The organism is Mesorhizobium sp. P2_F8, assembly GCF_056403655.1.
Map to the genome: position 1 here is coordinate 274,773 of NZ_JBFUFB010000009.1, position 24,080 is coordinate 298,852.

Annotated in this window: 28 protein-coding genes and 1 tRNA gene; 20 read left to right on the plus strand and 9 right to left on the minus strand. The window is 65.0% G+C overall.

From position 1 onward, the window contains the following. Window positions 1–354 precede the first annotated feature (354 nt). From AC1DZP_RS23120 to AC1DZP_RS23135, 4 genes are all read left to right on the plus strand, one after another. Complete coding sequence (locus AC1DZP_RS23120) at window positions 355–495, plus strand: hypothetical protein (protein WP_477305618.1); 141 nt, start codon at window positions 355–357, stop codon at window positions 493–495. A gap of 266 nt (window positions 496–761) precedes the next feature. Beyond that, window positions 762–1,148 (plus strand): thiol-disulfide oxidoreductase DCC family protein, encoded by a 387-nt coding sequence (locus AC1DZP_RS23125; protein WP_095083790.1) that lies wholly within the window; start codon window positions 762–764, stop codon window positions 1,146–1,148. A 207-nt stretch (window positions 1,149–1,355) separates the two neighbouring features. After that, entirely contained in the window at window positions 1,356–1,730 is a 375-nt protein-coding gene (locus AC1DZP_RS23130) for a YciI family protein (RefSeq protein WP_477224856.1), read from the plus strand. Next, complete coding sequence (locus tag AC1DZP_RS23135; RefSeq protein WP_477305620.1) at window positions 1,727–2,974, plus strand: RNA polymerase sigma factor; 1,248 nt, start codon at window positions 1,727–1,729, stop codon at window positions 2,972–2,974. Before AC1DZP_RS23130 ends, AC1DZP_RS23135 begins: the two co-directional genes overlap by 4 nt. A 20-nt stretch (window positions 2,975–2,994) precedes the next feature. Here the strand turns inward: AC1DZP_RS23135 and AC1DZP_RS23140 are convergent, their stop codons facing one another. The 6 genes from AC1DZP_RS23140 to hrcA all read right to left on the minus strand — a co-directional run bounded on the left by AC1DZP_RS23140 (window position 2,995) and on the right by hrcA (window position 8,735). Further along, window positions 2,995–3,621 carry a glutathione S-transferase family protein gene (locus AC1DZP_RS23140; RefSeq protein WP_477305622.1) on the minus strand — a complete coding sequence of 209 codons (627 nt, stop codon included), beginning with the start codon at window positions 3,619–3,621 and terminating at the stop codon, window positions 2,995–2,997. A gap of 418 nt (window positions 3,622–4,039) precedes the next feature. Next, window positions 4,040–5,020 carry a cysteine synthase A gene (cysK, locus tag AC1DZP_RS23145; protein ID WP_477305624.1) on the minus strand — a complete coding sequence of 327 codons (981 nt, stop codon included), beginning with the start codon at window positions 5,018–5,020 and terminating at the stop codon, window positions 4,040–4,042. A 214-nt stretch (window positions 5,021–5,234) separates the two neighbouring features. Beyond that, a complete protein-coding gene (locus tag AC1DZP_RS23150) occupies window positions 5,235–5,852 on the minus strand; it encodes a LysE family translocator (protein WP_095083777.1) in 618 nt (205 codons plus the stop codon). 113 nt (window positions 5,853–5,965) lie between these two features. Further along, window positions 5,966–7,336 (minus strand): PQQ-dependent sugar dehydrogenase, encoded by a 1,371-nt coding sequence (locus AC1DZP_RS23155; RefSeq protein ID WP_477305626.1) that lies wholly within the window; start codon window positions 7,334–7,336, stop codon window positions 5,966–5,968. Window positions 7,337–7,428: 92 nt separating this feature from the next. Beyond that, the gene (locus tag AC1DZP_RS23160; protein ID WP_095084361.1) at window positions 7,429–7,626 is read right to left on the minus strand and encodes a hypothetical protein; all 198 of its coding nucleotides are present in this window, start codon (window positions 7,624–7,626) and stop codon (window positions 7,429–7,431) included. 23 nt (window positions 7,627–7,649) lie between these two features. Beyond that, on the minus strand, window positions 7,650–8,735 hold the full coding sequence (gene hrcA / locus AC1DZP_RS23165; protein WP_095083770.1) for a heat-inducible transcriptional repressor HrcA: 1,086 nt from the start codon (window positions 8,733–8,735) through the stop codon (window positions 7,650–7,652). Between the two features lie 180 nt (window positions 8,736–8,915). Between hrcA and rph the strand changes: the two genes are divergently transcribed. Genes rph through AC1DZP_RS23190 form a run of 5 tightly spaced genes read left to right on the plus strand, consistent with a single transcriptional unit; the run spans window position 8,916 to window position 12,207 of the window. Continuing rightward, window positions 8,916–9,632, plus strand: a complete 717-nt coding sequence (rph, locus tag AC1DZP_RS23170; RefSeq protein WP_095083768.1) for a ribonuclease PH — start codon at window positions 8,916–8,918, stop codon at window positions 9,630–9,632. 14 nt (window positions 9,633–9,646) lie between these two features. Then, window positions 9,647–10,057 (plus strand): VOC family protein, encoded by a 411-nt coding sequence (locus tag AC1DZP_RS23175; protein WP_477305628.1) that lies wholly within the window; start codon window positions 9,647–9,649, stop codon window positions 10,055–10,057. A gap of 14 nt (window positions 10,058–10,071) precedes the next feature. Then, the gene (rdgB, locus tag AC1DZP_RS23180) at window positions 10,072–10,719 is read left to right on the plus strand and encodes an RdgB/HAM1 family non-canonical purine NTP pyrophosphatase (RefSeq protein WP_477305708.1); all 648 of its coding nucleotides are present in this window, start codon (window positions 10,072–10,074) and stop codon (window positions 10,717–10,719) included. After that, on the plus strand, window positions 10,716–11,879 hold the full coding sequence (gene hemW / locus AC1DZP_RS23185; RefSeq protein ID WP_477305630.1) for a radical SAM family heme chaperone HemW: 1,164 nt from the start codon (window positions 10,716–10,718) through the stop codon (window positions 11,877–11,879). Before rdgB ends, hemW begins: the two co-directional genes overlap by 4 nt. Before the next feature lie 4 nt (window positions 11,880–11,883). Further along, window positions 11,884–12,207: a low molecular weight protein tyrosine phosphatase family protein gene (locus AC1DZP_RS23190; protein WP_477305632.1), complete on the plus strand. Its 324-nt coding sequence runs from the start codon at window positions 11,884–11,886 to the stop codon at window positions 12,205–12,207. A gap of 123 nt (window positions 12,208–12,330) precedes the next feature. On the opposite strand, the gene AC1DZP_RS23195 is transcribed toward AC1DZP_RS23190, so the two are convergent. After that, a complete protein-coding gene (locus AC1DZP_RS23195) occupies window positions 12,331–12,519 on the minus strand; it encodes a hypothetical protein (RefSeq protein WP_477305634.1) in 189 nt (62 codons plus the stop codon). A gap of 7 nt (window positions 12,520–12,526) precedes the next feature. Further along, window positions 12,527–12,712, minus strand: a complete 186-nt coding sequence (locus tag AC1DZP_RS23200; RefSeq protein WP_095083758.1) for a hypothetical protein — start codon at window positions 12,710–12,712, stop codon at window positions 12,527–12,529. Window positions 12,713–12,860: 148 nt separating this feature from the next. Between AC1DZP_RS23200 and rsmI the strand changes: the two genes are divergently transcribed. Then, window positions 12,861–13,772, plus strand: coding sequence for a 16S rRNA (cytidine(1402)-2'-O)-methyltransferase (gene rsmI, locus AC1DZP_RS23205; RefSeq protein ID WP_477305636.1), 912 nt, complete (start codon window positions 12,861–12,863; stop codon window positions 13,770–13,772). Then, on the plus strand, window positions 13,765–14,142 hold the full coding sequence (locus AC1DZP_RS23210; RefSeq protein ID WP_477305638.1) for a YraN family protein: 378 nt from the start codon (window positions 13,765–13,767) through the stop codon (window positions 14,140–14,142). Before rsmI ends, AC1DZP_RS23210 begins: the two co-directional genes overlap by 8 nt. 90 nt (window positions 14,143–14,232) lie before the next feature. On the opposite strand, the gene AC1DZP_RS23215 is transcribed toward AC1DZP_RS23210, so the two are convergent. Next, window positions 14,233–15,039, minus strand: coding sequence for an undecaprenyl-diphosphate phosphatase (locus AC1DZP_RS23215; RefSeq protein WP_477305639.1), 807 nt, complete (start codon window positions 15,037–15,039; stop codon window positions 14,233–14,235). A gap of 160 nt (window positions 15,040–15,199) precedes the next feature. On the opposite strand from AC1DZP_RS23215, the gene AC1DZP_RS23220 reads away from it, so the two are divergent. The 9 genes from AC1DZP_RS23220 (at window position 15,200) to AC1DZP_RS23260 (ending at window position 23,950) form a co-directional block, all read left to right on the plus strand. Continuing rightward, window positions 15,200–15,892: a glutathione S-transferase family protein gene (locus AC1DZP_RS23220; RefSeq protein WP_109667600.1), complete on the plus strand. Its 693-nt coding sequence runs from the start codon at window positions 15,200–15,202 to the stop codon at window positions 15,890–15,892. Continuing rightward, window positions 15,873–17,027, plus strand: a complete 1,155-nt coding sequence (gene queG, locus AC1DZP_RS23225) for a tRNA epoxyqueuosine(34) reductase QueG (RefSeq protein ID WP_477305641.1) — start codon at window positions 15,873–15,875, stop codon at window positions 17,025–17,027. The genes AC1DZP_RS23220 and queG overlap by 20 nt, the downstream gene beginning before the upstream one ends. Continuing rightward, window positions 17,024–17,926: an SDR family oxidoreductase gene (locus AC1DZP_RS23230; RefSeq protein ID WP_477305643.1), complete on the plus strand. Its 903-nt coding sequence runs from the start codon at window positions 17,024–17,026 to the stop codon at window positions 17,924–17,926. Before queG ends, AC1DZP_RS23230 begins: the two co-directional genes overlap by 4 nt. A gap of 64 nt (window positions 17,927–17,990) precedes the next feature. Beyond that, complete coding sequence (gene mepA, locus AC1DZP_RS23235; RefSeq protein ID WP_477305645.1) at window positions 17,991–19,082, plus strand: penicillin-insensitive murein endopeptidase; 1,092 nt, start codon at window positions 17,991–17,993, stop codon at window positions 19,080–19,082. 188 nt (window positions 19,083–19,270) lie between these two features. Next, window positions 19,271–20,317: a glucokinase gene (locus AC1DZP_RS23240; RefSeq protein WP_477224867.1), complete on the plus strand. Its 1,047-nt coding sequence runs from the start codon at window positions 19,271–19,273 to the stop codon at window positions 20,315–20,317. 81 nt (window positions 20,318–20,398) lie between these two features. After that, window positions 20,399–22,258, plus strand: a complete 1,860-nt coding sequence (locus AC1DZP_RS23245; RefSeq protein WP_477305647.1) for an ABC transporter ATP-binding protein — start codon at window positions 20,399–20,401, stop codon at window positions 22,256–22,258. Beyond that, window positions 22,255–23,067, plus strand: a complete 813-nt coding sequence (gene dapB, locus AC1DZP_RS23250) for a 4-hydroxy-tetrahydrodipicolinate reductase (protein ID WP_477305649.1) — start codon at window positions 22,255–22,257, stop codon at window positions 23,065–23,067. The genes AC1DZP_RS23245 and dapB overlap by 4 nt, the downstream gene beginning before the upstream one ends. A 47-nt stretch (window positions 23,068–23,114) precedes the next feature. Next, window positions 23,115–23,735, plus strand: a complete 621-nt coding sequence (locus tag AC1DZP_RS23255) for a 2,3-bisphosphoglycerate-dependent phosphoglycerate mutase (protein WP_477305651.1) — start codon at window positions 23,115–23,117, stop codon at window positions 23,733–23,735. A 130-nt stretch (window positions 23,736–23,865) separates the two neighbouring features. Then, window positions 23,866–23,950 (plus strand) — tRNA-Leu (locus AC1DZP_RS23260). Window positions 23,951–24,080: the final 130 nt, after the last annotated feature.

Sequence of the window (24,080 nt, forward strand, 5' to 3'; positions counted from 1 at the left end):
CGAAATCCAGAACGACTGGAGCCTGTTCCAGTTCCGTCACCGATCCCTGTCGGGATGCGAGGCTGGGATTTCCGGGGCTGCGTCGGCCAGCAAGGAAATTTCGCCAGCGCGGCAAGAATTGAAACAGAACCGCGCGCAGGCGACATTCAAACGAAACATATGTGATGCAAAAGTCACATTGGCCGAAATGTCGACGGACCACACGGAAAGACCCCGAATCAGCCGCATTCCGGCCACGAACCAAGGCCTTTTCGACCAGATATTAACATCGTGTTCACCGACTATTCACGCCTCGACGCTATGTTGCCCGCAATTCGGAAGGGACATCCGAAAATCGGGACAGGGACAGGTAAAATGAACTTCCTCACGCACCTCATCGGCTATGCCGCCGCCATCCGCGAATTCGTTGCGCCGACCTATCGGCCGGAGCGCTACTACATGCGCGGCCCCGGCCCGGCCAGCGCCCGTCGCGGCAATTCGTTGAGCACGCGCTGACCATGACCTTCGAGAGCCGCCACGACAGCCGGATCTGCCGGCCGGCCGCCGAATCCCGCGCCACCACCTATCGCGCCGAGCGTCCCGCTCTCGCCGACAGGCGGCGTGCGACATCGCCTCGGCTTTGATACCGCCTCCGGCTGACTTAGTGTCCTAGGGCATAAGCAGCCGAGGCCCACGTGACCGACCCTTCCTGTCCAAGTCGGCCCCATTCAAGTCGACCCAAGTCCACCCGTCTCTCCGCCCCCCTTGATCGCAGCCATCCGTTGATCGTCTTCGACGGCGTCTGCGTGCTGTGCTCCGGCTTCGTGCGCATGGTGGTCAGGCTCGACCGTCAAGGCCGCTTCCGCTTCGCCACCGCGCAGTCGCCGTTCGGAGAAGCGCTGTTCAGGCAACACGGGCTGCGCACGGATTCCTATGAGACCAATCTCGTTCTGATCGACGGCATCGCCTTCACGCAGCTAGACAGCTTCGTTGCCGTCATGGCGGAGCTCGGCTGGCCGTGGCGGGCGGCCAAGGTCCTGTTGCTGCTGCCGCGCCCGCTGCGCAACTGGCTTTACGACCGCATCGCCGAAAATCGCTACGCCCTGTTCGGCAGGAAAGACAGTTGCGGCATTCCTCCTGCCGAACTGCGCGAGCGGTTCCTGGGCTGAAAGCGCGGCTCTGGAAGCAGCGAATGAGGCGTCTCATTGTCGGTTACGGCACCTCCATGGGTGCGGGCGATCACAAAACAGTTGGCGGCTTGCGCAAAAAGCCGCCGCAGCCGAAAGTTTTTTCCGCCGCCTGTCGAAATCGGGCGATGCCGCGCGACATACGTCCGGCTCGCAATGACGCGGCCTTCGAAACCACGGGAGATGATCATGCAGTATCTGCTTCTTATCTATTCCAGCGAAGCCGGAATGGCGGCCGCGCCCAAGGAGGCGATCACCCAGATGAGCGCCGCTTATGGCGCCTATACCGAAGCGATGAAGAAGGCCGGTGTGTTCGTGGCCGGTGAGCGATTGAAACCAACGAAGATAGCAACCACCGTACGGGTGGCCAACGGCAAGACCAATGTGATTGACGGCCCCTATGCCGATACCAAGGAGCAACTCGGCGGCTACTATTTGATCGAGGTGCCCGACATGGACGCGGCGATTTCGTGGGCGGCACGCTGTCCCGGTGCCAGCGCCGGCACAATGGAAGTGCGGCCGATCTGGCCGATGGCCGAATACATGACAACATACGCTGCATGAAGGCTGTCGGGTCAGACGCCGCCCGGGCGGTCGCCGAGGCCGCCGCCCGGCAGAGCTACGGCAAGCTGGTCGCCTGGCTCGCGGCGCGCTCGCGCGACGTGGCTGCGGCCGAGGATGCGCTGGCCGATGCCTTTGCCGCAGCGCTCGAACACTGGCCGCGAACCGGCGTGCCTGAAAAGCCGGAAGCCTGGCTGCTGGCCGTGGCAAGGCGCCGGCGTGTCGATGCAGTGCGGCGCCGGCTGACCAGCGAGGCCGGCCGCGATCATCTCAAGCTGATTGCCGAGGAGGCGGAAGCGCGCATGACCGACGAAGAGCTGCCCGACGAACGGCTGCGGCTGATGTTTGCTTGCGCGCATCCGGCGATCGAATCGGGTGTGCGGGCGCCGCTGATCCTGCAGACGGTCCTGGGGTTGGACGCCGCCACCATCGCCTCTGCCTTCCTGGTCTCGCCTGCAACCATGGGCCAGCGGCTCGTGCGCGCCAAGACCCGCATCCGGGAAACCGGCATTCCGTTCCGAGTGCCTGAACGGGCCGAACTCGGCGAGCGGCTGGACGCGGTCCTGGAAGCCATCTACGCCGCCTTCGCCGAAGGCTGGTCCGATCCGGCAGGCACCGAAACGCAACGTCGCAACCTGGCGACAGAAGGCATCTGGCTCGGCCGGTTGGTGGCTTCGCTGATGCCGGATGAGCCGGAGGCGCTCGGCCTGCTTTCGCTGATGCTGTTTGCCGAGGCACGCCGCCCGGCGCGGCGCGATGCGGCCGGAGAGTATGTGCCGCTCGCCGAGCAGAAGTGCGCGGAATGGGACGCCGCCTTGATCGAGGAAGCGGAATCCCTGCTCCGCCGCGCCGCCACCATGGGCGTCATAGGCCGTTACCAGCTCGAAGCGGCCGTACAATCCGTCCATGCGGCGCGACGGCTGACCGGCCTGACCGACTGGGCCGCGATCCGCAATTTCTACGATGCGCTGTCAGTGATCGTCGGATCGCCGGTGGTGGCGATCAACCGCGCGGTGGCGATCGCGGAGGCTGAAGGCGCTGTGGCGGGGCTGGCGGCTCTTTATGTGTTGGGCGACGACAAGCGGCTCAACGACTATCAGCCTTATTGGGCGGCGCGTGCCGGTCTCCTGTCCAGGCTCGGTCAGGTGCCGCAGGCGATCGAGGCCTATGACCGGGCGATCGGCCTTGAGCGCGACCCGGCGGTGCGCCGGTTCCTGCAGGGAAAACGGGCAGCCCTCAGACACTAAGCCTCGCCGTCGGCAGTCGTTCAGGCCGGCCACATCTCATGTGACGTGTTGAGCGTCTTCATCAGCGGATGTTCGCGCAGTCCGGCCCACAGGCGTTCCACATTCGGCCACGCCGCGCGAGCCCTGTCGGGGTCGGGATGCCAGGCCACCAGCATGACGAGGTAAATGTCGGCCACCGACATGCGGTCGCCCACCAGCCAGTCGCGGCCCTTGAGCGCTGCATCGAGGACGGTGAAGCCGCGATCCATTTCGGCGATGGCCGCTTGCTTGACGGCCTTCGTGCCTTCGGCATCGGTCGTATAGCGATGGGCGTAGTAGAGCCGCAGGATTGCCGGATAGAGCACGGACGACATGAAGGCCATCCAGCGCAGGAAGTCAGCGCGGGCCGGCGCGTCGACCGCCGGCGCCAGGCCGGCATCGGGGTGACGCTCGGCAAGCAGGATGCAGATCGCCGCCGATTCGGTCATCGAGCTGCCGTCCGGCAAGGTCAGCGCCGGAACCTGGTTCAAGGGACTGATTTCGACAAATGCCGGATCGGGCCTGTCCGTCTTCGGCACGTCGACCTGCTCGAACGGCGCGTTCGCCAGCGCCAGYGCCGCCTCGACGACGAAGCCGCCGCTGCCCGGACGGGTATAGAGCTTGTACATGAAATTTCTCCCCGGCCTGCGCAAAGCAGGCCGGTGACGATTTGCACGGGAAGCAGGTTCTGCTCAAGCCGGTACCGGCCGCCACCAGAGGTTTTTTCGGGGGGCCAGCGGGCTGCGATCGCTAGTTGAAGCGTCGTCAACCAATGTCCAAGTGGCATTGCAGATCTGCGAGATTGGTGATGAGCCCTCGCTTCGTCATCCACGGGCGGAGCAAGGAGCGAAGCGACGCAGCGCAGACCCGAGGATCCATGCCGTGACATTTCAGCGTCGCGACGGTGCGGATGGCCCTCATCTTGCACCGCGGCATTCCCCCGCCGCCGTCGCGGCATGGATCCTCGGGTCTGCGCGCCGCGTCGCGTCGCTCCGCCCTAGGATGACGAAGGGAGGAATGCCGCGGTCAACCTCCGCCGTGGGGACCCTACGCCCCCAACCCCTCGAACAGGATCGTCGACAGATAGCGTTCGGCGAAGGACGGGATGACCACGACGAGGTTCTTGCCCTTGTTCTCCGGCCGCGAGCCGACGACAATCGCCGCCTGCAGGGCGGCGCCCGACGAGATGCCGACCGGCACGCCTTCGAGGCGGGCGACGAGGCGGGCATTGGCGACCGAATCCTCGTTCGAGACCTTGACGATCTCGTCATAGATCGTGGTGTCGAGGATTTTTGGCGCAAATCCGGCGCCGATGCCCTGGATCTTGTGCGGGCCGGGCTGGCCACCCGACAGCACCGGTGAGGATTCCGGCTCGACGGCAACGACATGCACCGAGGGCTTGCGCTTCTTCAGCACCTGGCCCACGCCGGTGATGGTGCCGCCAGTACCGATGCCGGCGACGAAGATATCGACGTCGCCATGCGTATCGTTCCAGATTTCCTCGGCCGTCGTCGTGCGATGGATTTCCGGGTTGGCGGGGTTTTCGAACTGCTGAGGGATGATGGCATTGGGAATCGTCGCCGCCAGCTCGTCGGCCTTGGCGATGGCCCCCTTCATGCCTTTCGGTCCCTCGGTCAGCACCAGCTCGGCGCCGAGCAGCGCCAGCATCTTCCTGCGCTCGATCGACATCGTTTCCGGCATCGTCAGGATCAGCTTGTAGCCCTTGGCGGCCGCGGCGAAGGCAAGCGCGATGCCGGTGTTGCCCGACGTCGGCTCGATCAGCGTGGTCTTGCCGGGAGAAATCTTTCCGGCGGCCTCCAGCGACTCGATCATCGCCACGCCGATGCGATCCTTGACCGAGGCGATCGGATTGAAGAATTCGAGCTTGGCGATGAGATTGGCGACGATGCCCTTTTCCTTGGCGAATTTATCGAGCCGCACCAGCGGCGTGTCGCCGATCGTGTCGGTGATGGAATCGTAGACGCGGCCGCGACCGGGCACGCGAGCAGGGGTGACGGGCTTGTTCATTGGTTTCGCTCCCAGAACTTCAGGCAAGTGAGATTTTCAGGCAAGTGGAGGACTTCAGGCAAGTGGCACTGCAACCGCCAAGATAGGACCTTCGGTCGCGCAAGATAGACTGTCGGCCGAAAATATCGAGTGGGCCCCATGTCTAAAACATAGGGCTCACGGAAAAGCGTTTCCTGGAAAGGCCTGTCCCTGGGATGGTTTGGCTGAAAGGGGCCTATTGACGGGCGGCAATCGCCGCCGCGGCGCCGACCATGAATCCGGCGGCGGTGCGGTTCAGCGCCTTGAGCGCGCGCGGCGATTTCAGGAACCAGCGCGCCTTGGCCGCCAGCGCCAGGTAAGGCACCAGCACCACCAAAAGCACGACGATCGTCAGCGCGACGAGAATGCCGTAATCGGCCAGCGTGATGGTCTTCAGGTCGACGATGGTCGGCGTGATGGCGAGGTAGAAGATCATCGTCTTCGGATTGCCGAGCGTGACCGTGAGGCCGGCGAGGAAGCTCGAAACCAACCCGCCCTTGCCCTTCTTCGCCTCGACCGTTTCGGGCGTGATGCCGCTGGTCCAGAAGCGCCAGCCGAGGAAGGCGAGGTAGGCGACGCCAAGCCATTTGATGGCGAGAAACACCATGCCGAAGGTCTGCGCGACGAAGGCGAGGCCCAGCACCACGGCGGTCAGATAGGTGAGATCGCCAAGCATCAGGCCAAAGGACATGGCCAGCGACGAACGGAAGCCTGAGCCGAGCGCCCGCGCGACGAGCGCGGTGACGCCGGGGCCGGGAATGGCGGCGGCGATGCCGAGGGCGGCACTGTAGGCGAGGAAGCCGGTAAGGGTCATGGTTGCGGCCTTGCGCGACGCTGTTGCACCGACGACCTATGACACAAGGTCAGCCATGCGGGAATTGGCTGAAGCCGGATTCGATTGCACCACGTCGGCGTGCGACCACGCTGTCAGGAACGGCCGCCACTATAGGTGACGCGCCAGATGGTGCCATTGCCGTCCTCGGTCACGATCAGCGCGCCGTCGCGGGCCACCGCGACGCCGACCGGTCGTCCCCACACCTCGCCGTTGGAGACGACGAAGCCGGTGATGAAGTCCTCGTACTCGCCGGTCGGCTTGCCGTCCTTGAACAGCAACCTCACCACCTTATACCCGGTTCGGTTGCCGCGATTCCATGAACCGTGCAGGGCCACAAAAGCATCGCCTCTGTACTCGGCCGGAAAACCGGACTCGGTAGGCAAGTCCTTTCCATCGTAAAAGGCGATGTTGAGCGGCGCCGAATGCGCCTGGAACAACACATCAGGAATGGTCGCTTTGCCGGCCAGATCGGGGCGCTCGCCCTTGTGGCGCGGATCCTCGTTGTTGCCGACGTAGTACCAGGGCCAGCCATAGAACGCGCCGTCCCTGACCGCAGTGGCATATTCGGACGGCACATTGTCGCCGAGCGCATCGCGCTCGTTGACGACGCACCACAGCGCCCCGGTCGCCGGCTGGACCGTCATGCCCGAACAGTTGCGCAAGCCGGTGGCGACGATGCGGCCATTCTTGCCGTCGGGGTCGAAGGCCAGCACGTCGGCACGGCCGTCCTCGGCCCCCCAAGCAGCACCCAGCGGCTGCGACTTCGTCCAGGCGTCGAGGCCGCCATCCGGCTCCCTTGCCATGCTCTCGGCGACGTTCGATCCCGAGCCGACCGACAGATAGAGCGTCTTGCCGTCCGGCGAGAAGACGATGTCGCGGGTCCAGTGATGATTGGCAGGGATGTTGTCGACGATGGTTTCCGGATCACTGGCCGCCTTCAGGTCACCATTGCGGTAGGCAAAGCGCACGATGCTGTCACTGTTGGCGACATAGACCCATTGCGGGTCGTTGCCTGGCGGGTAGAAGGCGATGCCGTAGGGCTGGTTGAGATCGCCGGCAAAGATGCCGTCCTTCGCCGGCTTCGCGCTGCCCTCGGCAAGGCGATAGACGCGGATCTGGTTGGCTTCGCTGTCGGCGACGAACAGGTCGCCATTCGGCGCGGTGCGCACGACGCGCGGATTGTCGATGCCCGACGCGATCAGCTCGGCCGAAAAGCCCGGCGGCAATTTCAGCTCGGCGTCCGCCGGCCGGTCGGCGAGGCCGGCGCCGTTCGAGGCGGATTTGGTGACATAAGGCCTGGGCAGGTCTTGCGGCTTGATCAGGCGGCGCACCCCAGGCCTGTCGGCACGCCAGTCGCCGAAGGCGGCGGCACCCCTCAGTACCGGCTGCTCCGCTTGCTGGGCCAATGCAGCCGTCGTGAGAAACAGTGCGGCAGGAAACGCCAACCAAGCCAACCGGATCATTCTGTCCTCCACCTTGTCGCGAAGGAATCAACGGCCTGTTTGTTCCTCGGTTCCACCTCACACGATGAGCTGAAGTGAAACGGTCTCCAGCCTCAGGTGCCGGCGGCGTAGAAATCGTCGTCGAGGCGCTTTTCCAGTGCGACGAGATCGGCCGGCAGCGGCAGGCCCATGGCGCGCATTTCCTGCAGTTTCTCGCGCAACTGCTCCTGGATTTCGTGCTGGTCCTCCGGCTGGTTGACCATTTCCTCGAGCAACAGACTGATCCGGGCCTTGAATTCTTCGAGCGCCATCGTCGTCTCCTCGGTTACCCAGTTCAACGCAGCATGCGGGAAATCAGCTGCGCCGTATAGTCGACCATTGGCACGATGCGGGCATAGTTGAGCCGGGTCGGGCCGATGACGCCGAGTGCGCCGACGACGCGGGCGTCCTTGTCGCGATAGGGCGCGACGACCAGCGACGAGCCCGACAGCGAAAACAGCTTGTTTTCCGAACCGATGAAGATGCGCACGCCCGATCCCTGTTCGGCCAGGTCAAGCAGCTGGATCAGCCCATCCTGCGTCTCCATGTCCTCGAACAGGTGACGCAACAGTTCGATGTCGGCCTGGGCGGTGACGTTTTCGAGCAGGTTGGCGCGGCCACGCACGATGAGCCGCGCCGGCAGGCCGCTCTCGGCGCCGGCCCACACCGCCAGCCCCTTCTCGACCAGGTCTTGCGACAGCGTGTCGAGCGCGGCCCTGGTCTCCTCCTTGATGCGGGCAATCTCGATCCGCGCCTCGGCCAGCGTGCGGCCGCGAATATGGGCGTTGAGGAAATTCGAGGCTTCATGCAACTGCGAGACGGTGATGCCGGCCGGCAACTCGACGACGCGGTTTTCGACGTCGCCGTTTTGCGACACCAGCACCGCCAGCGCCTTGGTCGGCTCGAGCTGGATGAATTCGATGTGCTTCAGTGCCACCTCGTTCTTGGCGGCCAGCACCAGGCCGGCGCCTCGCGACATGCCCGACAGCATCTGGCTGGCCTCGGTCAGCATGTGTTCCAGCGTCGCACCCGAGCCGGACGCGCGCACCTGCGCCTCGATGGTGCGGCGCTCCTCGTCGGAGAGGTCGCCGAGTTCCATGAAGGCATCGACGAAGAAGCGCAGGCCGGCCTGCGTCGGCAACCGGCCGGCGGAAATGTGGGGGGCATAGATCAGGCCGAGATGCTCGAGGTCGCTCATCACGTTGCGGATGGTGGCGGGCGACAGTGAGGACGGCAGGATGCGCGACAGGCTGCGTGATCCCACGGGTTCGCCGTCCTTCAGGTAGGAATCGACGATGCGCCGGAAGATGTCGCGCGAACGCATGTCGAGCGACTGCAGCGCAGGCGACAGCAGACTGGGTTCGGCAACTGCCTTGGTCATTAGGCCAAAAACCTCCGGCCCAAGGATATAGACTTCACCATGGTCCGCGCAACCCACGTGGCTGAAGTCAGATCACCCGGGTGTCTGAAGTCAGATCACCGGCCATTTTCCTTTGCGCCACGCGCCCCATGTGGTTACAAGCCGGCCAAGAATCCGAAAAATGACGGGAAAGAAGCCTGAATGCGCCCCTCCAAACGCCAATTCGACGAAATGCGCGCCATCTCCTTTGAGCGCGGCGTCTCCAAGCATGCAGAAGGCTCATGCCTGGTGAAGTTCGGCGACACCCATGTCCTGTGCACCGCCAGCCTCGAGGAGAAGGTGCCGGGCTGGATGCGCAATTCCGGCAAGGGCTGGGTCACGGCGGAATACGGCATGCTGCCGCGCTCGACCGGCGAGCGCATGCGCCGCGAGGCTTCCGCCGGCAAGCAGGGCGGCCGCACGCTGGAAATACAGCGGCTGATCGGCCGCTCCTTGCGCGCCGTGGTCGACCTGCAGGCGCTGGGCGAGCAGCAGATCACCGTCGACTGCGACGTCATCCAGGCCGATGGCGGCACCCGTACGGCCTCGATCACCGGCGGCTGGGTGGCGCTGTATGATTGCCTGCGCTGGATGGAAGCCCGCCAGATGGCCAGCGTCGCCAAGGTGCTGAAGGACCATGTCGCTGCGATTTCCTGCGGCATCCATGACGGCCAGCCGGTCATCGATCTCGACTATCTCGAGGATTCCTCGGCCGGCACCGACGCCAATTTCGTCATGACCGGCAAGGGCGGCATCGTTGAGATCCAGGGCACCGCCGAGGGCGAGCCCTTTTCTGAGGACCAGTTCGCCGACCTGATGGGCCTGGCCAAGAAAGGCATCCAGCGCCTGGTCAGCCTGCAGCAGATGGCGGTGGTTTAGAGACGGGGCGCCACGTGATTCCCTCCGCCATCCTGGAATCGGCTCTCTACGTCACCGACCTCGACGCTGCTGAGAAGTTCTACACCGATATCCTCGGCCTCGACATGCTCGGCAAGGTCGACGGCAGGCACCTCTTCTTCCGCTGCGGACCGGGCGTATTGCTCATCTTCAACGCCGAGGCGACAAAAGTGCCGCCCGCGCCCGATGCGAGACTGAAAGTGCCGCCGCACGGCGCGGTCGGCGAGGGTCATCTCTGTTTTGCGGCCAGCGCCGACGAGATCGAGCGCTGGAAAGCGCATCTCGAGGCGAAGAAGATCGCCATAGAAAGCGAATTTGAATGGCCGCAAGGCGGGCGTTCGATCTATATACGCGACCCCTCGGGCAATTCGATCGAATTCGCCGAGCCACGGATCTGGGGCATATAATGCATTCGCCAACCATTCACTCGCTCGATGGAAAAAAGATCGTCGTCGCCAGCCACAATGTCGGCAAGCTGCGCGAGTTCGCCGACCTGATGGGGCCGTTCGGCTTCGAAGCGAAATCGGCCAAGGACTATGGCCTGCCGGAGCCGGACGAGACCGGCACCACCTTCGAGGAGAACGCGTACATCAAGGCATTTGCCGCCGCCCAGGCCACCGGCCTGCCGGCGCTGTCGGATGATTCCGGCCTGTGCGTCGACGCGCTCGACGGCGCGCCCGGCGTCTACACCGCCGACTGGGCCGAAACCCCCGACGGATCGCGCGATTTCGCCATGGCCATGCAACGCACCGAAGTGGCGCTGCAGGAAGTCGGTGCCGCCTTGCCGGAACAGCGCAAGGGGCGCTTTGTCGCCGTCATCTGCCTGGCCTTTCCCGACGGTGACGCCGAATACTATCGCGGCGAGGCCGAAGGCACGCTGGTCTGGCCGCCGCGCGGCGACCTTGGCTTCGGCTACGATCCGGTGTTCCTGCCCAACGGCTTCGACAAGACCTTCGGCGAGATGAGCGCCGAGGAAAAACATGGCTGGAAGCCCGGCGAGCCCACGGCGCTGTCGCACCGCGCCCGCGCTTTCCAGAAATTCGCCAAAGCGAGATTGGGCTCGGCATGAGCATGCTGCTCGACCGGGCGCCCGGTTTTGGCGTCTACATCCATTGGCCGTTCTGCGCGGCCAAATGCCCTTACTGCGACTTCAACAGCCATGTCCGCCACCAGCCGGTCGACCAGGAACGCTTTGCCAGCGCTTTCGAGGCCGAGCTCGAGACCATGCGTCGGCGCACCGGGCCGCGCGAGGTGACCAGCATTTTTCTCGGCGGCGGCACGCCGTCGCTGATGAAGCCGGAAACAGTGGCCAGGGTTCTGGACGCCGTGGCGAAGAACTGGACCGTTCCTGATGGCATCGAGGTGACGTTGGAGGCCAACCCCTCCTCGGTCGAGGCCGAGCGGTTTCGCGGCTATCGCGCTGCCGGCGTCAACCGCGTCTCGCTCGGCGTGCAGGCGCTGAACGACAAGGATTTGCGCTTCCTCGGCCGGCTGCACAATGTCGAGGAAGCGCTTCATGCCATCGGCCTGGCGCGCGAGATATTTCCGCGGCTCTCCTTCGACCTGATCTATGCCCGGCCCGGCCAGACACCGGACGCCTGGCAGGCCGAGCTCGAACAGGCGATCGGCCATGCCGCGGATCATCTGTCGCTCTACCAGCTGACCATCGAGGAAGGCACGCCTTTCCATGCGCTGCATGCGGCAAAGAAATTCGTCATCCCCGACAATGACCAGGCCGCCGACCTCTATGCGCTGACGCAGGAGATCACCACGGCGCACGGCCTGCCGGCCTACGAGATTTCAAACCACGCCAGGCCTGGCGCCGAAAGCCGGCACAATCTGACCTATTGGCGCTATGGCGAATATGTCGGTGTCGGACCCGGCGCGCATGGCCGTTTTGTCGAAAACGGCCGCCGCACAGTGACGATCGCCGAGCGGATGCCGGAAACCTGGGCCAATCTGGTCGAGGCCAAGGGCCATGGCGTCACCGGCGGCGAGATCCTGACGCGCTCCGAAGAGGCCGACGAGTTCCTGCTGATGGGCCTGCGGCTGGCCGAAGGCATCGACCTTTCCCGCTACGAGGCGTTCTCCGGGCGCGGCCTGTCGAGCGCAAGGTTGGCGGTGCTGCAGGGTGAGGGGCTGGTGGCGCCGATCGGCAACGCCCGGCTGCGCGCCACGCCGGCCGGCATGATCGTGCTCGATGCCGTGGTGGCGGATCTGGCGCGCTAATCCTTTGAAGAACGTGCTCTTCGTCTGCAGCCAGAACCGCTTGCGCAGCCCGACCGCCGAGCAGGTGTTTTCCAAGCGCAGGGATATCGAGGTTGAGTCGGCCGGAACAAACCACGATGCGGAAACGCCGCTGACGCATGAACTCGTCGCCTGGGCCGATATCATCTTTGTCATGGAAAAGGCGCACCGCGCCAAATTGCAGAAGAAATTCAAGGCCAGCCTGAAGAAGGCCCGTGTCATCTGCCTCGACATCCCCGATGACTATGAATTCATGGACCCGGTGTTGATACGCCTCCTGGAGGCGAGCGTTTCACGATATCTGGCGTGAATGACCTGGGAGAGTGTTCGCAACCATGCGTTCGTCATCCTCGGACTTGACCCGAGGATCCATGCCGCAACACCAGCCGCGGTATGCGACGGCAGAAATCTGGACCCGTCGCTACCTGTTGCGCTAGGCGTCGTGCTTGTGGCGGTGTTTGGCGCGGTCCTTCTCGGCGTGAGACTCTCCGGAGCGGACTGGCTTAGCGTCGTCCTTGTCGCGGCGGGCGCGATGCTGGTCGCCTACTTGGGATAGCGGCACGCCGTTACGGGCGCTTTTCGTTTCAAGACGGGTGATGAAGATATCGAAGCGATTGGGCATCGTTCGGTCAGTGCTCCGTCGTGCTGTCTGGTTTGTTGTCGGAAAGCCTGACATTCGTCGGCAAGGCGCTTGTTGTCCGCTTGGTCAGGCTGGTGTCGGTCTTGGCAGGGAGGCGCTTGTCCCTGGCTGCGGCAACGCGCTTGCGGCCGGCATAATAGGGTTCGAAAGCGTCCTGTATTTTTAGGCTGTCCATCCTGTCCTCCTCCTCCGGAATCAGGGGATAAATCTGCTGAACCCGGTTTCGTTCCCTACTGTGGCAAAGGAATGGCAGGCGGACCCAGCGTGAGCTTTTGCAACCCGGCGTCAGCCGTGCCAAACAGGGTTCGAATGGAGATGCATCGGTGACCGGCGAAACGGGCAAGCGCAGCTATGTGGTCGGGCAGACCGAGATCGCGGCCCGGCCGCTCGAATCGGCGCTCTATCTGGTGGCGACGCCGATCGGCAATCTAGCCGACATCACGCTGCGCGCGCTGGAAACGCTGGCCGCCGCCGACATCGTCGCCTGCGAAGACACGCGGGTGTCGCGCGTGCTGCTCGACCGCTACGGCATCCGCCGCCGCACCACGGCCTATCATGAGCACAATGCCGGCGAGGCCGGACCCAAGCTGATCGCGGCACTTCAGGCCGGACAGAGCGTGGCGCTGATTTCCGATGCCGGCACGCCGCTAGTGTCAGATCCCGGCTATCGGCTGGTCGGCGAGGCGCTCGACCATGGCATTCGCGTCGTGCCGATCCCCGGCCCGTCGGCGCCGCTTGCCGCGCTGACCGCATCCGGCCTGCCGTCGGACGCCTTCCTGTTCGCCGGCTTTTTGCCGGTGAAGACCGGGCCGCGGTTGACGCGGCTCGAAGCCCTGAAAGCCGTGCCGGCGACGCTGATCTTCTTCGAATCGCCGCGCCGGCTGGCCGAATCCCTCGGCGCCATGGTCGAGGCCCTCGGCGGCGACCGAAAGGCCGCGATTGCCCGCGAGCTGACCAAAACCTTCGAGGAGGTGCGCACCGGCACGCTGCAAGTGCTGGCCGACCATTATGCGGCGGCCGATACGCCGAAGGGCGAGATCGTCGTCTGCGTCGGTCCCGCCGAGGCCAGGGCCGACGAGCCTGAAGACATCGATCGCCTGCTGTTGTCGCTCGCTGCCGAAATGCCGGCCTCCAAGGCGGCCGCTGAAGCCGCGAAAATGACCGGCGGCCAGAAACAGGCGCTCTATCGGCGGCTGCTCGAGCTTAGGGATGCTGCCGGAGAGAGTGGTGGCTGAGCGCCCGAGCGCAAGCCGCCAAAAAGCCTATCGGCGCGGCCATCGCGGCGAATGGCTGGCGGCGGCGGCGCTGATGCTCAAGGGCTACCGGATCCTGGCGCGCCGCCATCGCACCCGTTTCGGCGAGATCGACCTGATCGCGCGGCGCGGCGATCTGGTCCTGTTTGTCGAGGTCAAGGCACGCCGCACGCTGATCGAAGCCATGGAGGCGATCGGCCATGAATCGGAGCGCCGCATCGAGGCGGCGGCCGACATCTGGCTGTCGCGCCAGCCCGACTATGGCAGGCTGTCGATGCGTTTCGACATGGTCGCGGTGCTGCCCTGGCGCTGGCCGGTGCATGTGGAGAATGCGTTCTATGGAAGGAGCTGAGGGGAGCGGTGCTCGCCCTTCGCAGGCTCAGGGCGTTCGTCGTTCGGAAAGCCAAGCGATTGGCTTTCCGTCCGCTTCGCGGACCACGCCTCACCCCCAGATCATCAACGCCACCAACCCGACAATGCCAACCACCAGCCGCCACCAGCCGAACAGCGAGTAGCCGTTGCGCGAAACGTAATCGAGCAGGAAGCGCACGACGATGAGCGCCGTGACGAAGGCGGCGACGAAGCCGATGGCGATGATCGGCAGGTCGGCGCTGCTCAGCACGTTGCGGTTCTTGAACAGGTCGAAGGCAAAGGCGCCGACCATCGTCGGGATGGCGAGGAAGAAGGAGAACTCCGCCGCCGCCCGCTTGTCGACGCCCAAGAGCAGCGCGCCGACGATCGTCGACCCCGAGCGCGACGTGCCGGGGATCAGCGACAGGCACTGGAAAAGCCCGATCTGCAGGTAAAGCCGGGTTGGGAAGCGCTCGACGTCGCGGTAGACTGGCTTGAGGTTCATGCGGTCCACCACCAGCAGCACGACGCCGCCGATGATCAGCATGATGCAGATTAGCCTTGGCGATTCGAACAGCACCGTCTTGATGAAATCATGCGCCAGCGCGCCGATGATGGCCGCCGGCAGGAAGGCGATCAGGATGCCGATGACGAAATGTCGTGTCAGCCGGTCATGCGGCAGGTCGAGCAGCATTTGCCACAGGCGGCGGAAATAGACGCTCAGGATCGCCAGGATGGCGCCGAGCTGGATCAGGATCTCGAAGGCCTTGCCGGTCGAATGGAAGCCGAGGAAATGGCCGGCGAGCAGGATATGGCCGGTCGACGAGACCGGGATGAACTCGGTCAGCCCCTCCAGCAGGCCGAGCAGCAGGGCTTCGACGATGGTCTGGCTTTCCATGGCTACCTCGGCATTGGCGTGACGGCTAACAGAACGGCTTGCTTGTCATGGCCTGCAAGTCCCCCTATAGGTCGCAACACCCTGACGGCCCGCTAGGCGGGCGGCCAAGACTTACCGGTGCGACCGGCGATTCGCCAGTGCGCTTTATCATCGCGGAACCATGCTGACGCTTTTCCACCACCCCATGTTCGCCACCTGTCGCTTCGTCCGCCTCGCTTTCGGCGAGTATGGCGAGGAGCTGGCCTTGATCGAGGAAAAGCCGTGGACGCGGCGCAAGGAGTTTTTGGCGCTGAACCCGGCCGGCACGCTGCCGATCCTTTTGGCCGAAGGCGACGTGCCGATCGTCGGCGCAACCGTCATATCGGAATATCTCGATGAGACGCGCGGCGTCTTGAAGCGCGACAAGCGGCTGTTCGCCGAGGACCCGATGCAGCGCGCCGAAATCCGCCGGCTGATCGACTGGTACCTCAATAAGGCCGAAAGCGAGGTCACGCGCCATCTGGTGCGCGAACGCGTGCTGAAGCCGGTGATGCCGGAAACGGCGGGCGGCGGCTCGCCAGATTCGGGCGCGATCCGAGCCGCCCGCGCCAATATCCGCCAGCACATGAAATACACCAACTGGCTCGCCGGYACCCGCCATTGGCTGGCCGGCAGCAGGGTTACCTATGCCGATCTCGCGGCCGCCGCGACGCTGTCGGTGCTCGATTATCTAGGCGAGATCGACTGGCGCGAGCACGCCGCGGCGCGCGAATGGTACACGCGGGTGAAGTCGCGGCCCTCCTTCCGGCCGCTTTTGACCGACCGGGTGCGCGGCCTGTCGCCGGTGTCGCATTATGCGGACCTCGACTTCTGACGCCGCAAGACTGCGCGCGCTGATCGACGCAGAGGCGCATCGCGCCGGCTTCGATGCCGTCGCCGTCACCACACCCGATGCGATCCCGCTCGCGCCTGCGCGCCTGGCCGAATTCGTCGCCGACGGCTTTCACGGTTCGATGGGCTGGATCGCCGAGACGCTTGAGCGCCGCAGCGAACCGACGGCACTGTGGCCGAAGGTGCGCTCGATCATCGTGCTGGCGATGAATTACGGTCCCGACCATGATCCGCGCGAGGTGCTGGCCAAGCACGACCGTGGCGCCATCTCGGCCTATGCGCAGAACCGCGACTATCACGAGGTGATGAAGGGCCGGCTGAAGGAAATCGCCGGCAAGCTCGTGGCGCGCGCCGGCGGCGACGTGAAGGTGTTCGTCGACACCGCGCCGGTGATGGAAAAGCCGTTGGCCGAGGCCGCCGGGCTCGGCTGGCAAGGCAAGCACACCAACCTGGTCAGCCGCGAGCACGGCTCCTGGCTGTTTCTTGGCACGATCTTCACCACAGCCGAACTCGTGCCCGACCGGGCTGAGATCGACCATTGCGGTTCCTGCCGCGCTTGCCTCGACGCCTGCCCGACCGATGCTTTCCCGGCGCCCTACCGGCTCGACGCGCGGCGCTGCATCTCCTATCTCACCATCGAGAACAAGGGGCCGATCCCGCATGAATTCCGCGAGAAGATCGGCAACCGCATCTATGGCTGCGACGACTGCCTCGCCGCTTGCCCGTGGAACAAGTTCGCCAGGGCGGCTTCAGAGGCAAAGCTTGCCGCGCGCGACGATTTGCGCGAGCCGCCGCTTGGCCAGCTGTTGCAACTTGACGACACGGCCTTCCGCGCCTTCTTCTCCGGGTCGCCGATAAAACGCGTCGGCCGCGATCGTTTTGTCCGCAACGTGCTGATCGCCGCCGGCAATTCCGGCGATGCCGAGCTCGCCGGTGCAGTGCGTGCGCTGCTGGCGGATGGCTCGCCGCTGGTGCGGGGCGCGGCAATATGGGCGCTGGCGCGGCTGGTGCCCGATGCCGAATATTCTGAACGGGCAGCTATCGGCCTGAAAACCGAGGACGACAAGGCCGTGTGCGACGAATGGCGTCTGGCGCGGCCAACCAGGGTGCATTCATGAGCGAAAAGCAGATATTCATCTTCGGCGCCGGCTATTCCGGCCAGGCTTTTGCGCGCGCCAACAAGGGTGCCGGCAGGATCTTCGGGACGACGCGTTCGCCGGATAAACTCGAGACGCTGCGGCAGGGCGGCATCGTACCGCTGCTGTTCGACAGCGCGATGACCGGCGAAATCGGCGATGCGCTGGGAAAGACAACACATCTGTTGATCTCGGTCGGCCCGGAAGAGGCGGGTGATCCCGTGCTGAATGCCGCCCGCGCGGCGATCGTGGCCGGGATGCCGGCGCTCGCATGGATCGGCTATCTCTCGACCGTCGGTGTCTACGGCAATTATGACGGCGCCTGGGTCGATGAAACGGCCGAGTGCCGGCCGGTGTCGAAGCGCTCGGTGATGCGGGTGGCTGCCGAACAGGACTGGCTGGAATTGGGCCGCGACATCGGCCGGCCGGTGGCGATCCTGCGCCTGTCGGGCATCTACGGGCCGGGTCGCAACGCCTTGGTCAATCTGCAAAACGGCACCGCAAGGCGGCTGGTCAAGCCGGACCAGGTGTTCAACCGCATCCATTGCGACGACATTGCCGGCGCGCTCTGGCAGCTTATCGGCGGCAATACCGGCGGCATCTTCAACGTCACCGACGACCTGCCGGCGCCGCCGCAAGATGTCGTCGCCTATGCCGCGGCGCTGATGGGCATCACACCGCCGCCCGAAACTCCCTTCGACGCCGCCCAACTTTCGCCCATGGCGCGCTCCTTCTATGGCGAGAACAAGCGTGTCGCCAACGCGGCGATCAAGGCGGCGGGTTATTCCCTGCGTTTTCCGGATTACCGCGCCGCCTTCGACCATATGTGGGCCAGCGGCGATTGGCGCGATGGCGAGCCGCGCAGCCCGATGAAGCGCTAATCATCGAAGCGGCGCGCGTAGCGTGCTATGATTCGGCCTTGGATTGCGGTGGGGATCCGGTTTCATGAAAACAGCGACGCGGCGATCTCTCGACAGGAAATCACTGCTGGCCACAGCGCTCGGCCTGTTCGCGCTGGCCGGGCTCGCCGCGCAGCCGGCAGCGGCCGAGGAACGGGCGAAGGATCTGTTCGGCGCCAAGAAGCTGCCGGCGGCGACCGCAGCGCAATCCATTGGCTTTTACTCCAAGGGCTGTTTTGCCGGCGGCGTCGCCATTCCCATGGATGGCCCGACCTGGGAGGTGATGCGGCCGTCGCGCAACCGTCGCTGGGGCCATCCGGCGATGATCGCGGTGATCGAGAAACTGTCGCGAGACGCCGCGGCCGATGGTTGGCCAGGCCTGCTGATCGGCGACATTTCGCAGCCGCGCGGCGGCCCGATGATGACTGGCCACGCCTCGCACCAGATCGGCCTCGATGCCGACATCTGGTTGACGCCGATGCCCAGCTCTCCCCTGTCGATGGCGCAACGCGAGAGCATCAGCGCCACCTTGATGGTCGACGAGAAGACCCATCTGGTGAAGGACGCGTTGTGGACGCCGGCACATACAATGCTTTTGAAGCGGGCGGCAAGCTATCCCGAGGTCGAACGCATCCTGGTCAATCCCGGCATCAAGAAAAAGCTCTGCGACACCGTCAAGGGCGACCGTGACTGGCTGCGCAAGATCAGGCCGTTCTGGGGCCACGACTATCATTTCCACATGCGCATCGGCTGCCAGCCGGGCTCGCCCAACTGCAAGGCGCAGGAAGCGACGCCGGCCGATGACGGCTGCGGCAAGCCGCTTGCCTGGTGGTTCACGCAGGAGCCCTGGCGGCCCAACAAGAACCCGGATGCGCCGAAGGCCCGTGACCTGATGACGATGGCGAACTTGCCGAAGGAATGCCGCGCCGTGCTCGACGCGCCGGGGCCGGGGTCTGCCGAGGCGGCAACCTATTATGGCGGCGCTGTGCCGGTCGCGGCCGCGGCGCCCGAGCCCGAAGCGCCTTCGCTGCCCGCCGCCACTACCAGTGGTGCAGCCGGCTTGCCGGCCGCGGTGAACGCATTCACCGCGACACCGGAGATCGGCATCCCACTGCCGCGGCCACGGCCGGGAAACTGACCGCTGCAGCGTTTATCCAGGGTTGAACCGGTTTAGCCGTGCCGTTTTTGCGAAATAGTGGCCGTTTGGCCGCAGAACCTGTCTCACCGTGACACCGGCCTCGAAAACCGTTTCCCTTTTCAAACTCATGCGCTAGTCAACGGTAGAACGGCGTTGCGCCGTCGCGGGCGCCGGGGACGGACGAGAGCATGCCAAGCACAGGCGATGACGATACTTTGTTGCGGTTTCCGATTCTGATCGGCGACATTGGCGGCACCAATGCGCGCTTCTCGATCGTGCTCGACGCCAATTCCGAGGCCGGCGAGCCGACCATCGTCCAGACCGCCAATTACAACACCATCGACGAGGCGATCCAGGCGGCCGTGCTCGACCGCTCGTCGGTCCGCCCCAATTCGGCGGTGCTGGCGGTGGCCGGCCCGGTCGACGGCGACGAGATCGAGCTCACCAACTGCCCGTGGATCGTCAAGCCCAGGCAGATGTTCGCCAGCCTCGGCTTGAGCGACATCGTCGTGCTCAATGATTTCGAGGCGCAGGCGCTGGCCGTCGTCGCGCTCGGCGAGGAGCACATGGAAAAGATCGGCGGCGGCACGCCGGAGCCAAATGCCGGGCGCGTCGTGCTCGGCCCCGGAACCGGGCTCGGCGTTGCCGGGCTGGTCTATGCGCTTCGCCACTGGATACCGGTGCCGGGCGAGGGCGGCCATATGGACATCGGTCCGCGCACGCCGCGCGATTTCGAGGTTTTCCCGCATATCGAGAAGCTCGAGGGCCGCATTTCGGGCGAGCAGATCCTGTGCGGACGCGGCCTCGTCAACGTCTACCGGGCGGTGGCCAAGGCGGACGGCAAGCCTGCCCCCTTCACCACGCCGGCGGAAGTCACCGCCGCGGCACTGGCCAAGACCGATCCGGTTGCCGAAGAGGCGGTGGAGACCTTCGTCACCTGCCTCGGGCGCACCGCCGGCGATCTTGCGCTGGTGTTCATGAGCCGCGGCGGCGTGTTCCTCACCGGCGGCATCGCGCAGAAGATCGTGCCGGCACTGAAGGCCGGCAATTTCCGTGCTGCCTTCGAGGACAAGGCGCCGCACAGCGCGCTCATGCGCACCATGCCGGTCTATGTGATCACCCACCCGCTGGCAGCGCTTTTGGGCCTTGCCGCCTATGCCAGAAACCCGTCGCTGTTCGGGGTCCAGACCGCGGACCGCCGCTGGCGCGACGAAGTTAGTCACCCCAAGGCATAGGCAAGCCGGCCCCTTGGCGCTAAGAGAAGTGCCGAATCGCAACCCGGCCACGGGAAGCAGGAACCTGTGAAGCGCTCCGATTTGACATTTCAGATACCCAACAAGCCGAAAGTCACGCCCCGTGCGGTCACGGCGGTGCTCCGCCGCATTATCGCTGAAAACGGCCGTGATTACCGCTGGTCCTATGCTTTTGCCGCTGCCTGCCTGATCGCGGTGTCCGCGACGACCGCCTTCACCGCCTGGGTCATGAGCCCCGTCGTCAACTCGATATTCTATGAACGACGCGGCGATCTGATCGTGTGGATTTGCGCCGCCATCATGGCGGCCTTCCTCGTGCGCGGTTTCGCCGGTTACGGCCAGGCGGTGACGCTGGCCAAGGTCGGCAACAATCTGGTGGCGCGCTACCAGAAACGCCTCTTCGACCATCTGATGAAGCTCGGCGTCGGCTTTTTCAGCGACACGCGTTCGGGCCGGCTGGCTGCCCAGATGAACGAGAACGTCAACGGCATCCGCGACCTCCTGTCGATGACGCTCACGTCGATCGCGCGCGACGGCGTGACGTTGCTCGGCCTTCTTGGGGTCATGATCTACCAGGATCCCGTTCTCTCCCTGAGCTCCCTGCTGATCGGACCGCCGCTGATCTGGACTGTCACCTATCTGATGCGCCGGGTGCGCCGCATCACCCGCGAATCGGTGCAGATCAATTCGCGGCTGATCGGCGCTGTGCAGGAGGCCACGCAAGGCATTGCCATCGTCAAGGCCTTCACCATGGAAGAGGAGCTGTCGCGCCGCATCGGCGCGCTCGCCGACAGCGCCGAGCAGCGGGGAAACAAGATCGCCCGCGTCTCGGAACGGCTGGCGCCGATCTCCGACATGCTGGCCGGTCTTGCCGTCACCGGTGTCATCGCCTATTCCGGCTACCGGGCGATCGTTCTTGGACAGCCGCCGGGTGCGGTCTTTTCCTTCATCACCGCGCTGTTGCTCGCCTATGATCCGGCACGGCGGCTGGCGCGCATGCAGGTCGGCATGGAGCGCGCGCTGGTCAATGCGCGCATGATCTACGAACTTCTCGATCTCGAGCCGCAGCAAGGCGACACGCCGGGAGCCGCCGAGGCCAGGTTCACCACCGGCGAAGTGCGTTTCAACAACGTGTCGTTCCGCTATGTCGAGGAGGCACCGGTGCTGCAGGACCTGAGCTTCGTCGCCGCGGCCGGCAAGATGACCGCCATCGTCGGCGCCTCCGGCGCCGGCAAGACCACGCTGGTGGCGCTGCTGCAGCGCTTCTACGATGTCGAGGCGGGAACGATCGAGATCGACGGCCAGGACATTTCCAAGATCACCAAGCACTCGCTGCGCAGCTCCATCGCCTATGTCTCGCAGCAGCCCTATCTGTTCGAAGGCACCATCCGCGACAACATCCGCTATGGCCGGTTGAATGCCACCAACGCCGAAATCGAACAGGCCGCGCTGCAGGCCGAGGCCGACGGCTTCATCCGCCAGCAGCCGCAGGGCTACGACACGCCCGTCGGCGAAAACGGCGTGACCTTGTCGGGCGGCCAGCGCCAGCGCGTGTCGATCGCCCGCGCCATCGTGCGGCAGGCGCCGATCCTTCTGCTCGACGAGGCGACGTCGGCACTCGACAACGAGGCCGAGGCTCGGGTCCAGGAAGCGCTGATCCAGGTCATGGAAGGGCGCACCACCATCGTCATCGCGCACCGGCTGTCGACGGTGGTCAATGCCGACCACATCATCGTGCTGGAACAGGGCCATCTGGTCGAACAGGGAACGCATGCCTCGCTGATGGCTGACCCGCACAGCGTCTATGCCCGCTTCCACCGGGTACAGGGCAAAAAGGGGCTGGGGCTTGTCGACGACGCCAAGCCAATCCAAACTCCGTCGCCGCGCAGCCGCGCGAAAAAGGCGGTCGGGAGACCTTCATGAGCGATATGGGCCTGGTCGTGGTGGGTGCTGCCGGCCGCATGGGGCAGACGCTGATCCGCGCCATCCACACCATTCCCGGCGTCCGCGTGATCGGCGCCGTCGAGCGTGCCGGCTCACCCTATCTGGGCAAGGATGCCGGCGAACTTGCTGGCGTCGGCCGCATCGACGTGCCGATCGGCGACGATCCGCTGCCGGTCTTCGCCAGGGCCGACGGCGTGCTCGATTTCACCACGCCGGCCTCGAGCGTCGAATTCGCAGGCTACGCGGCGCAGGCGCGCATCGCCCATGTCATCGGCACCACCGGCTGCTCGGCCGACGATGACGCCAAGATCGCGGCGGCGGCGCGCCACGCGACGATCGTCAAGTCGGGCAATATGAGCCTCGGCGTCAATCTTCTGGCGGTGCTGGTCGAACAGGCGGCACGAGCGCTCGACCCCGACGATTTCGACATCGAGATCCTCGAAATGCACCACAAGCACAAGGTCGACGCACCGTCGGGCACGGCGCTGCTGCTCGGCGAGGCCGCCGCCGCCGGGCGCGGCATCGCGCTCGCCGGCAACGATGTCCGCGTCCGCGACGGCCACACCGGCGTACGCAAGACCGGCTCGATCGGCTTTGCCTCGCTGCGCGGCGGCTCGGTGGTTGGCGACCACAGCGTGATGTTGGCCGGCACCGGCGAGCGCATCACCCTGTCCCACCACGCCGAGGACCGCGCCATCTTCGCCCGCGGCGCCGTCAAGGCGGCGCTATGGGCGCGCGGCCGCAAGCCGGGACTTTATTCGATGCGGGACGTGCTCGGCCTCAGCTGAGCGGCCAATCTGCCAACCTGCCTATCTGGCAATTTGAAGGAGCAAACATGTCGAGAACCCTCGTGCTCGTGCGCCACGGCCAGAGCGAATGGAACCTGAAGAACCTGTTCACCGGATGGCGCGACGTCGACCTGACCGAACTGGGCCACGCCGAGGCCAAGGCCGCAGGCCAAAAACTCAAGGCGCGCGGCCTGAAGTTCGACATCGCCTTCACCTCGGCGCTGGTCCGGGCGCAAAAAACCTGCCAGCACATTCTCGACGCCGTCGGCCAGAGCGATCTGAAAACCATCCGCGACCAGGCACTCAACGAGCGCGACTATGGCGACCTCTCCGGCCTCAACAAGGACGATGCCCGCAAGAAATGGGGTGAGGAGCAGGTGCATGTCTGGCGCCGCTCCTACGACGTGCCGCCGCCCGCCGGAGAAAGCCTGAAGGACACCGGCGCGCGCGTCTGGCCCTATTACCTGCACGATTTGCAGCCGCACGTGCTGCGCGGCGGCACCGTGCTGGTCGCCGCGCACGGCAACTCCCTGCGCGCGCTGATCATGGCGCTGGACGGCAAGTCCGGCGAGGAGATCGTCAAGCTGGAACTCGGCACCGGCGTGCCGGTCATCTACACGCTCAACGCCGATTCCACGGTGGCTTCCAAGGAAGTGCTGGAGAGCTGAGCCGGCAAGCAGCAAGCCTTTCTTGATTGGGCATGATCTCTTCCGAAAACCGGTTCCCACTTTTCGGGATCATGCTTTGAAAAAAGCGCGTTGACACACATCGCTTGCCCGCTTACATGAGCCCGCACCAGCCCAGATGGCGGAATTGGTAGACGCGCACGGTTCAGGTCCGTGTTCCGCAAGGAGTGGAGGTTCGAGTCCTCTTCTGGGCACCAAATTCCCGTTTCGAACCATTCGACGGTTCAGAAACCCAAAGAAAAAGCCCGGTTCGTCCGGGCTTTTTCTTTGCCGCCAACCTCTGCTCTCGGCTAGGCGCCGAACAAACCGCTTCAAACTGCGCCGCCG